This window comes from Paraconexibacter sp. (assembly GCF_041602235.1).
Lineage (GTDB): Bacteria > Actinomycetota > Thermoleophilia > Solirubrobacterales > Solirubrobacteraceae > Paraconexibacter.
The window spans coordinates 1-8,777 of record NZ_JBFIGP010000161.1; the positions used below are offsets into that span (position 1 = coordinate 1).

General features: G+C 73.4%; 11 protein-coding genes and 1 pseudogene. 5 read left to right on the forward strand and 7 right to left on the reverse strand.

Translation table 11 applies throughout. The annotated features are described in order from the left end of the window. The 3 genes and pseudogenes from ABYE80_RS13110 to ABYE80_RS13120 form a co-directional block, all read left to right on the forward strand. A pseudogene (locus tag ABYE80_RS13110) lies at nucleotides 1-240 on the forward strand (acyl-CoA synthetase); the annotation flags it as partial. Between the two features lie 10 nt (nucleotides 241-250). Next, the gene (locus ABYE80_RS13115; RefSeq protein WP_372790732.1) at nucleotides 251-685 is read left to right on the forward strand and encodes an organic hydroperoxide resistance protein; all 435 of its coding nucleotides are present in this window, start codon (nucleotides 251-253) and stop codon (nucleotides 683-685) included. 56 nt (nucleotides 686-741) lie between these two features. After that, the gene (locus tag ABYE80_RS13120; RefSeq protein WP_372790733.1) at nucleotides 742-1,479 is read left to right on the forward strand and encodes an MOSC domain-containing protein; all 738 of its coding nucleotides are present in this window, start codon (nucleotides 742-744) and stop codon (nucleotides 1,477-1,479) included. Nucleotides 1,480-2,734: 1,255 nt separating this feature from the next. Here ABYE80_RS13120 and ABYE80_RS13125 read toward each other — a convergent pair. Further along, nucleotides 2,735-3,118, reverse strand: a complete 384-nt coding sequence (locus ABYE80_RS13125) for a VOC family protein (protein WP_372790734.1) — start codon at nucleotides 3,116-3,118, stop codon at nucleotides 2,735-2,737. Nucleotides 3,119-3,209: 91 nt separating this feature from the next. Between ABYE80_RS13125 and ABYE80_RS13130 the strand changes: the two genes are divergently transcribed. Continuing rightward, nucleotides 3,210-3,587 carry a hypothetical protein gene (locus tag ABYE80_RS13130; RefSeq protein ID WP_372790735.1) on the forward strand — a complete coding sequence of 126 codons (378 nt, stop codon included), beginning with the start codon at nucleotides 3,210-3,212 and terminating at the stop codon, nucleotides 3,585-3,587. Nucleotides 3,588-3,590: 3 nt separating this feature from the next. Here ABYE80_RS13130 and ABYE80_RS13135 read toward each other — a convergent pair whose 3' ends face one another. From ABYE80_RS13135 to ABYE80_RS13155, 5 genes are read right to left on the reverse strand one after another with little or no spacing between them, the layout of a single operon-like run. Continuing rightward, a complete protein-coding gene (locus ABYE80_RS13135; RefSeq protein ID WP_372790736.1) occupies nucleotides 3,591-4,286 on the reverse strand; it encodes a hypothetical protein in 696 nt (231 codons plus the stop codon). Further along, nucleotides 4,283-4,816 (reverse strand): RNA polymerase sigma factor, encoded by a 534-nt coding sequence (locus tag ABYE80_RS13140; RefSeq protein ID WP_372790737.1) that lies wholly within the window; start codon nucleotides 4,814-4,816, stop codon nucleotides 4,283-4,285. Before ABYE80_RS13140 ends, ABYE80_RS13135 begins: the two co-directional genes overlap by 4 nt. Nucleotides 4,817-4,852: 36 nt before the next feature. Further along, on the reverse strand, nucleotides 4,853-5,629 hold the full coding sequence (locus ABYE80_RS13145; protein ID WP_372790738.1) for an ABC transporter permease: 777 nt from the start codon (nucleotides 5,627-5,629) through the stop codon (nucleotides 4,853-4,855). After that, the gene (locus tag ABYE80_RS13150; RefSeq protein ID WP_372790739.1) at nucleotides 5,626-6,402 is read right to left on the reverse strand and encodes an ABC transporter permease; all 777 of its coding nucleotides are present in this window, start codon (nucleotides 6,400-6,402) and stop codon (nucleotides 5,626-5,628) included. Before ABYE80_RS13150 ends, ABYE80_RS13145 begins: the two co-directional genes overlap by 4 nt. Next, the gene (locus ABYE80_RS13155) at nucleotides 6,399-7,394 is read right to left on the reverse strand and encodes an ATP-binding cassette domain-containing protein (RefSeq protein ID WP_372790740.1); all 996 of its coding nucleotides are present in this window, start codon (nucleotides 7,392-7,394) and stop codon (nucleotides 6,399-6,401) included. The genes ABYE80_RS13150 and ABYE80_RS13155 overlap by 4 nt, the downstream gene beginning before the upstream one ends. A gap of 63 nt (nucleotides 7,395-7,457) precedes the next feature. Between ABYE80_RS13155 and ABYE80_RS13160 the strand changes: the two genes are divergently transcribed. Continuing rightward, a complete protein-coding gene (locus ABYE80_RS13160) occupies nucleotides 7,458-7,898 on the forward strand; it encodes a MarR family winged helix-turn-helix transcriptional regulator (protein WP_372790741.1) in 441 nt (146 codons plus the stop codon). A 15-nt stretch (nucleotides 7,899-7,913) separates the two neighbouring features. Here the strand turns inward: ABYE80_RS13160 and ABYE80_RS13165 are convergent. Continuing rightward, on the reverse strand, nucleotides 7,914-8,777 hold an 864-nt coding region (locus ABYE80_RS13165), incomplete at its 5' end, for a citrate synthase 2 (RefSeq protein ID WP_372790742.1).

Sequence of the window (8,777 nt, forward strand, 5' to 3'; positions counted from 1 at the left end):
CTCGCATCCCACCCGCAGGTGGACGACGTCGCCGTGCTCGGCGTGCCCGACGAGGAGTTCGGGCAGCGCCTGATCGCCTTCGTCGTCCCGGCCGCGGATGGACCCGCGACCGACGCCGACCTCTTCGCGCACCTCCGGGAGCACGTCGAGCGGTACAAGCTCCCGCGCGAGATCGTTCGCCTCGACGAGATCCCCCGCACGCCGACCGGGAAGGTCCTGCGCCGCTCCCTCACCCCATAGGCTCCGGCCCATGAGCAAGATCCTCTACACGGCGCACGCGACCGTCACCGGCGGCCGCGGCGACGGGCACGGCACAACCCACGACGGGACGCTGGCGGTCGACCTGCGCCTCCCTGCCGAACTGGGCGGACAGGGCGGCGGGACCAACCCCGAGCAGCTGTTCGCTATCGGATACGCCGCCTGCTTCGAAGGCGCGATCGGGGCGGTGGCCCGTCGCCTGAAGGTCGAGACCGGGGACGTGTCGATCGTCAGCCGGGTGAACCTGCACCCGACCCCCGAGCGCGGGTTCGGGCTGTCGGTGGCGATGGACGTGACGATCCCGCAGGTGGCCGATGCCGCGCAGGCGAAGGAGATCGTCCAGGCCGCACACGCCGTGTGCCCGTACTCCAACGCCACGAAGGGCAACATCGAGGTGGTGTTCACCGCCAACGGCGAGCCGGTCTGAGCGCGCCGTCCGGATCGCCGGTCGACGCGGCCGGCGGTCCTCTAGCCTCCCCGGGGATGCTGCGCGGGCGCGTCGTCTCCCTGCACCGTTGGCCGGTGAAGTCCCTCGGTGGCGAGGACGTCCGGGCCCTGGTCGTCGACGATCGCGGGGCGGCGGGGGACCGCACGCACGCGCTGTTCGACACGCATCAGGGAGCGGCACGACGCCTCACTGCGCGCCAGGCGCCCCGGATGCTGCTGTGGACGGCGCGGTATCCCGAGGTGGCCGACGAGGCGGTGGACCTCGACGCCCCGCCGCTGCCGGTGCTCACGAGCCCGGACGGTGCGACGAGCCTGCGCTGGGACGACCCTTCCCTGCCCGCCGTTCTCGGCGAGGACCTGGGCCGTCGGGTGAGCCTGCGCCGCGACGTCCGCGGCCAGCAGGACCTCGGCCGCAGCCTGCTGATCACGTCCACCGCCACGCACGCCGCGGTGGAGGAGTCGCTCGGAGCGCTGGATCTGCGCCGCTGGCGCACCAACGTGCACGTGGAGTTCGAACCCGGCGTGGCCCCCTACGCCGAGGAGCTCTGGGAGCACGGCCACGTCGAGATCGGCGAGGTCGGGCTCGACCTGCTCCACCCGTGCCTGCGCTGCGTGATCCCGACCCGCGACCCGGATGCGGCCACGAAGCAGCCGGAGATCCTCCGGTGGCTCACCCGCCGGCGGGCCGGGATGTTCGGGATCAACGCCCGGCCGGTCTCGGCCGGCGTCATCCGCGTCGGGGATGTCGTGACGGTCACCCCGCCCGGTTCGTGAGCCCGGGCGCCCGGGCCGTGGCCGGGGCCACGGTGCTGTGCCTTCTCCTGGCCTCGCTCACCGTCCTGGCCCGCCCGACGGCGCTCGCCCCCGAGGCGTGGTCGTGGCTGGCGTGGGGACGGGAGGCCGCTGACCTCGACCCGTTCCCGGTCGATCCCGCGTTCCGGCCCCTGCCGGTGCTGGTGGCGACGGTGCTCGCCCCGTTCGGGGATGCCGCTCCGAACCTGTGGCTGATCCTGACGCGGGCCGGCGCGGTGGCCGCCGTCCTCGCCGCGGCCCTGCTCGCGCACCGCCTCGCTGCTGGACCCGCGCTTCCTCCGGGGAGCTACGTCCTGCCGGTGTCGCGACGACGACCCGCGCGCTGGTGGCAGGTCGGACTGCTCTGGGGGCGACGGATCGGCCGTCGCTGGTGGCAACCCGCGTGGACGCCGCGCCGTACGAGCAGCACCGGCGAGGAGCCGCAGTTCCCGGCTCCGGGGTCGCGGGATCTGCCGCGCCGCCGCGCTGCCCGCCGCGCGGCTGCCCTCGCGGCCGTCGCCTCGGTGGGGACGGTCGGGCTCGGACGGAGCGCCTGGCACGGCGAGGTGGACGCCTGGGCGGCCGCGCTCGCGCTCCTGACCGTCGAGCGGGCCGTCGCGGGACGGCATCGGACGGCCCTGTCGTGCGCGGCCGCCCTGTGCCTGCTGCGCGTGGAGGCTTGGCCGTTCCTCCTGCTCTACGCCGCTCGCCTGTGGCGTACGCACCCGTCGCTGCGTGGAGGCGTCGCGGCGAGCCTGCTCCCGATCCCGGCGCTGTGGCTCGGACCGGTCCTCCGGGGTGGTGGCGACCTGCTCCACGCACACCCGTCGGAGCTGCTCGCCCCGTTGGGCGACGCCGTCACCGCGCCGCTGCTCGGCGTGCTCGCGGCCGCCGCGATCGGCGCCGCGACGGTGCGCCCCGGCGTGGCACTCCCCTTGGCGGCGGGCCTGGCCTGGTCGAGCCTGGTCGTGCTGACGGCGCAGATCGGCCTGGCGAGCGGGGACGGTGCGCACCTGCCGGGCGCGGTGTCGCTCGGCGTCGCCGGGGCCGTGGCGATCGCCGGGATCGCCCGGCGCCGGGACCCGCGGTGGGCGCTGGCGGCCGGTGTGCTGGCGCTCCTGGCGGTGGGACAGGCGGCGCAGCGCGTCGTCACCGCGGTCCCGGACGACCGGGACCGCTCCGCCGGGCAGGAGCGGCTGCAGGACGATCTGCGCGACGCGATCGCCCGGGCCGGCGGTCACACCGGCCTGAGCACCGCGAGGACGTTCCCGGCCGGATCGCGGAACCACGCGATGTCGGGACCCTCACCGGACCCGGGCGACCGCGCGATGCCGCGCTCGTCCTGCTCGAACTCCTCGTAGAGCTCGAAGGCCACGTCACGCTCGAGCAGCGCGTCGACGGCCGCATCGATGTCGTCGACCGCGAAGTTCAGCACGGTGAAGGTCGCCGGCTCGTGGTCGGGCTTGGGGTAGACCAGCACGTCGTGACCGCCGTGCAGGTGCAGCCGCAGCAGGCCCATCTCGTCGGAGGTCCGCAGCCCGAGCGTGCCGCCGTAGAAGGCGCGAGCGCGATCGATGTCGTCGACGGCGAAGCTGCTGAAGGCGGTGGTGTCGGTGAACATGCGACCTTCCTCTCGGTTCGGGTGTCCAAGAACTATGACTGCGGCGGCGGGGCGGACTCATCGCGCGGCGCCCGACTGCTTGACTACCCCCATGGACGACCTGTTCCCCCACTGGCCCCCGGCCTGGGTCGACGACCACGACATCGCGGCCGACGAACGCGTCGCCGTGGAGGGCGACGTCGAGTTCGTCAGCGCGCTGCGGGCGGACGACCGGGTCCTGCTGTCGGTGGCGTGGCCGGGAGGCAAGCGGTACCTGCTCGTCGACCCGGTCGGCAACGACGCGCCGCAGGCCCTGCGGGTCGGGGAGGTCGCCGACGATCCCCAGACCGCGCGCATGATCGACGCTCTGTGGTCGCAGGCGCTGACGCTGGCGAAGAAGCTGATGGACGGCGACCTCGAGCTGCCGACCGAGCCCCCGGAGCGCAAGAGCCGTCTCGGACGCTGGCGCCGGGGCGCCGACCAGGACTGACCCCTAGACGTTGTCCCAGGCGGCGAGGTCCACCAGCGTGCCGGAGGGGACCGTGCCGGGCGCGTCGATGACGCACGTGTGGCCCTGCTCCTCCCAGGTCACGACGGTCCGCTCGTCCCGGCGCACGACGCGGTAGCTGAAGCCCCGTCGCTGGATCTCGCGGCCGGCGTCGGGCGCGGGCAGGGCGTCCCCGTCCACGATCGCGTAGGCGAGCTCCACGCCATCCCGGTTGCGGTACGTGACGGTCGTGACCGACCGGCCGTCGACGGTGTCGTCGCGGCGGCCGGTGGCCTCCCAGTCGAACTCCTGCCGCCAGTCCGGGAACGGCACGCCCGAGACCTCGGCCTCCAGCTTGGGCTGCAGTCCGCCCACCGAGGAGGGAGCGGGCTTCGTGGGCGCCAGGCGGGCGACCGCGGCGACCTGGAAGACCGACGGGCCGCCCGGCCCACCGCTGCCCCCGGAGATCACGACGACGGCGATCACGACGGCCGCGACGCCGCCGGCGAGGACACCCAGCCAGCCGAGCCGCGAGCGAGCACGGCGCGTCCGGGCCCCGCCTCGCTGCGCTTCCAGCGACTCCCGCAGGCGGGCCGGGGCCTGCGCCTCGGGCGAGGCGACGGCACGCGCGATCGCCTCGGCGCCGCGTGCCGCGAGCACACGCTCCTCCTCCGTGATCGGGGTGTCGTCGCCTTCGGTCATGGTCGTCTCTCCGTAGGGACGCCCTCGGTGCCGGGTTCCATCCCGCTCCCGAGCGCCCGCGCCACCTGCGCACGCGCGCGGAACAGGCGGCTGGTCACCGTGGCCTCCTTCGCCCCCACGAGTGTTGCCGTCTCGGCGTAGGACAAACCCGCGACGTCGACGGCGACGAGGACATCTCGGAAGTCCGGGGTCAGGTCGGCGATCCGCGCGAAGACCTCACGCGCCGCGACGGCCTCGTCGGGTCGCAGGCCGGCCCGCGGGTCGACGAACTCCCGGTCCTCCGGGAGCGGCTCGGTCCGCGGACGGTGGCTCGCGCGGCGGTGCTGGCTGTAGAACTGGTTGCGCAGCGCCCGCAGGAGGTAGCCGATGTCGTCGTCGCCCCGGATCGTGCGTGGCTTGGCCAGGATCCTCGCGTACGTCTCCTGCACCAGATCCTCGGCGTCCTCCCGCGAGCCGCACAGACCCCACGCCGCCCGATAGAGGCGGTCGACGTGGTCCCCGAGTGCCGACGGATCGAGCAGGCGCTCCATCTCCCGGCGGGAGCATAGTGCGGTGCGACGACTGGCTCAGATCTCTCGCTCGGCCCGCCGCAGCCCGCCGAGCGCCCACACGGCCGCGATCGCGACCATCGATGCCGCGACGGCGTACGCGACCGCGACGAGGTCCGGGCGTCCGCTGATGAAGCCCCGCCCCGCCTGCACGAAGGCCGTGGCCGGGTTGAACGACGCCACCGTGTGGATCCAGCCGCTCAGGAGATCCAGCGGGACGTAGACCGGCGCGAGGAAGAGGATCACGAAGACCGGCATCTGCATGAGCGGGCCTGCCTGCACCGTACGCAACCGCATGGCGACACCGGTACCCCACAGCGTGGCGATCATGTTGACCATCAGCCCGAGCCCCACCAGGCCGAACAGGTCCACGACCCCGCCGCCCACCTGCATCCCGGCCAGCAGCGCCGCGACGGTGATGACGGACGCCGTCAGCGCCCAGCGTCCGAGACCAGCGAAGACGTACCCGAGCACGATCCCGCCCCGGTGGGGCGCCGCGAGCAGTAGGCGCTTGGCGAAGCCGAACTCGAAGTCGCGGGCGATCGCGAAGCCGGTGAAGACCCCACCGAAGGCCGCCGACTGCAGGAAGACGAAGACGTACTGGAACGCCGTGTACCCGCTGGGGAAGTCGAAGCCCGGCACGTCGTCGATCGCCGAGAGACCGCCGGCGAAGCCGACCAGGAAGATCATCGGGAAGAGGATCGACGGCAGCGCGATCGCCGGGTTCGTGTAGGCCACGCGCAGGCTGCGCTTCGCCACCGCGACGGCCACGTGGAGCGTGCGCGCGGAGGTCATGTGCGCTCCATCCGGGTCCGGAGCAGGGCGGCGGAGGCCGTGACGCCGACCGTGGCGATGACCAGGGCCACGCCGAAGCCACGGGCGAGCGCCGTCCCGTCCCATCCCGTGAGCACCAGGCTGCGCAGGCCCTCGATCAGGTAGCTGACGGGGTTCCACGTCGCCACGGTGCGGAACCAGTCGATCTCGATCAGGTTGCGTGGCAGGTTCAGCGAGCTGAGGAAGAACGTGACGAAGAGCAGGGGAAAGAGGCCCTGAACCGCCTCGCCGGAACCGGTCCGCAGCGCCATCACGGCTCCCAGGGAGCCGAACGCGAGCGCGATCAGCATCGCGAGCACGACCATGACCACGACCCCGGGCGCCCCGGCTTCGACGTGCACCCCGGCGGCGAAGCCCACGGCGAGGTAGACGAGGGTGCCCAGGAGCGCGAGCACCATCGCTCCCGCCATCTGGCCGAGCAGCATCGCCGGACGCTGCAGGGGCGTCAGCGACAGGCGGTTGAGGAACCCGGTCTCGATGTCGGACGCGATCTCGGTGCCGGCCGTGGTCGCCGCGAACAGGGCACCCTGCATGAAGGTCACGCCGATCGCGAAGTCGACGTAGCTGTCGGTCGGGAACCCGGGGAGCTTCGTGGCCGAGGCCAGGCCGCTGGCGTTGACCGCCAGCAGGATCAGCGGGAAGGCGAACGACGGGACCAGCAACGCCGGCTGGCGCAGCGTACGCCGGATGGATCTGCGGGCGAGCAGTCCGAGCTGGGTCCGGACGTCGCTCATGCCGGCGCCACGGCGGCGGCGTCCGGCGCGAGATCGACCTCGGTGCCCTCGAGCGAGCGACCCGTCTTGTTGAGGAAGACGTCGTCGAGCGTCGGCTGGTGCAGCTGCAGGTTGGCGATGGCGAGGTCCTCCGCGTCGAGCGCCCGCACGACCTCACCGAGGGTCTGCGCGCCGCCGTCGAGGCGGACCGCGACGCCCTTCGGAGAGGCGGCGGCCGGCTCGCCGAAGCGGGCGAGCACCCGTGCGATCGCCTCGCCGCAGCCCGGATCCAGCGGGATCGCCTCCACGGTGGGCCGCCCGATCTCCGCCTTCAGGGCTGCCGGCGTGCCCTCCGCGACGATGTGACCGTGGTCGATGATCGCCACGCGATCCGCCAGGACGTCGGCCTCCTCGAGGTACTGCGTGGTGAGGAACACGGTGACGCCGTCCTCCCGGGCGAGGCGGGCGACCTCGTCCCACAGCGCGCTGCGCGACTGGGGATCGAGCCCGGTGGTCGGCTCGTCGAGGAACAGGATCGAGGGGTTGTGCACCAGGGCGAGGGCGAGATCCAGGCGCCGGCGCATGCCGCCGGAGTACCCGCCGACCTTGCGGCCGGCCGCCTCGGTGAGACCGACGCGCTCCAGCAGCTCGTCAGCGCGGGCCCGGCGGTGCGCCTTGTCGAGCCCGTGCAGACCGCCCTGCAGCTCGAAGTGCTCGCGCGCGGTGAGGAAGGAGTCCAGCGCGGCCTCCTGGAGCGCGGCGCCGATCCGGCGCCGGACGTCGGAACCCTGGGTGGCGACGTCGTACCCGGCGACGAGGGCGCGGCCGGAGGTCGGCGGCAGCAGGGTCGTCAGCACGTGGACGGTGGTGGACTTGCCGGCGCCGTTGGGCCCGAGGAAGCCGTAGATCTCCCCGGGCTGGACCTCGAGGTCGATGCCGTCGACGGCGCGGATGCCGCCGCCGAACTCGCGCACGAGGCGCTCGACGACGATGCCGTTGTCACTCCTGCTCATGACCTCAGACTACTGCGACAGTTGAGCTTGTCAACAGTTATTGCAGTCAGCTAACCTGTGGGCATGGCCACCCCCGCGACCCGCCGCAGCCCGGCCACCGAGGCGTGGAAGCTCGTGGGCGACCTGATGGCCACGCAGCGCGGGTGGTTCCTCGACGTGGTCCGGGAGTTCGAGCTCTCACCGCCGCAGCTCTTCGCGTTGCGGGCGCTGGAGCCCGGTGAGGCGACGCCGATGGGCGACCTCGCCGCCCATCTGCACTGCGACAACTCCAACGTCACGGGCATCGTGGACCGGTTGGAGCGCCGCGGCCTCGTCGAGCGACGTGCCGCGACCCACGACCGGCGCGTCAAGCACCTGGTCCTGACCGACGAGGGCGTGGCCGTCCGCCGGCGGATCGAGACCCGGCTCGAGGCCGGCCCCAACCCGCTGGCGGCGCTCGACCCGGCCGACCAGCGGGCGCTGCGCGATCTCCTGCGCAAGGCCGCCGCCGCGCAGGAGTCCTGACGGGCCCTCGCTCCGTCAGCCGACCGCGCTGACCGGGCGGGGACCTTCTCCGACGTACTTCGCGGTTGGACGGATCAGCCGCGCCTCGCGCTTCTGCTCGAGGATGTGCGCCGACCAGCCCGCCACGCGCGCGCAGGTGAACATCGGCGTGAACAGGTCGGCGGGCACCTGGGCGAGATCGAGGATGACCGCGCTCCAGAACTCGACGTTCGTCGCGAGGACGCGATCGGGCTTGCGCGCCTGGAGCTCGGCGAGCGCCGCCTTCTCGAGCGCCTCGGCGACCTCGAACCGCGGGGACCCGAGCTCCCGCGCGGTCCGGCGCAGTACGCGGGCCCGGGGGTCCTCGGCACGGTAGACGCGGTGGCCGAAGCCCATGAGCCGCTCGCCCTTGTCGAGCGCCTGCTTCACCCACCGATCGGCGTCGCCCATCTCCTCGACGCCCTCGATCATCTTCAGCACGCGCGAGGGAGCGCCCCCGTGCAGCGGCCCGGAGAGGGCGCCGACGGCGCTCGACAGCGCCGCGGCGCAGTCCGCGCCCGTCGACGTCACCACGCGGGCGGTGAACGTCGACGCGTTCATCCCGTGCTCCGCCGCGGAGATCCAGTAGGCGTCGATCGCCTTGGCGTGGTCCGGGTCGGACTCGCCGCGCCAGCGGGTCAGGAACCGCGCCGCGATCGTGTCGGCCTTGTCGATCTCCGTCTGCGGCACCCACGGCTTGCCGAGCCCACGCGCGGACTGCGCGACGAACGAGAGGGCCTGGACCGACGCGCGCGCGAGGTCGTCGCGGGCCTGCTCGTCGCTGATGTCGATCACGGGCTGGTAGCCGTACTCGGGGGCGAGCATCGCGAGGGCGGCCTGCACGTCGACGCGATGATCGCC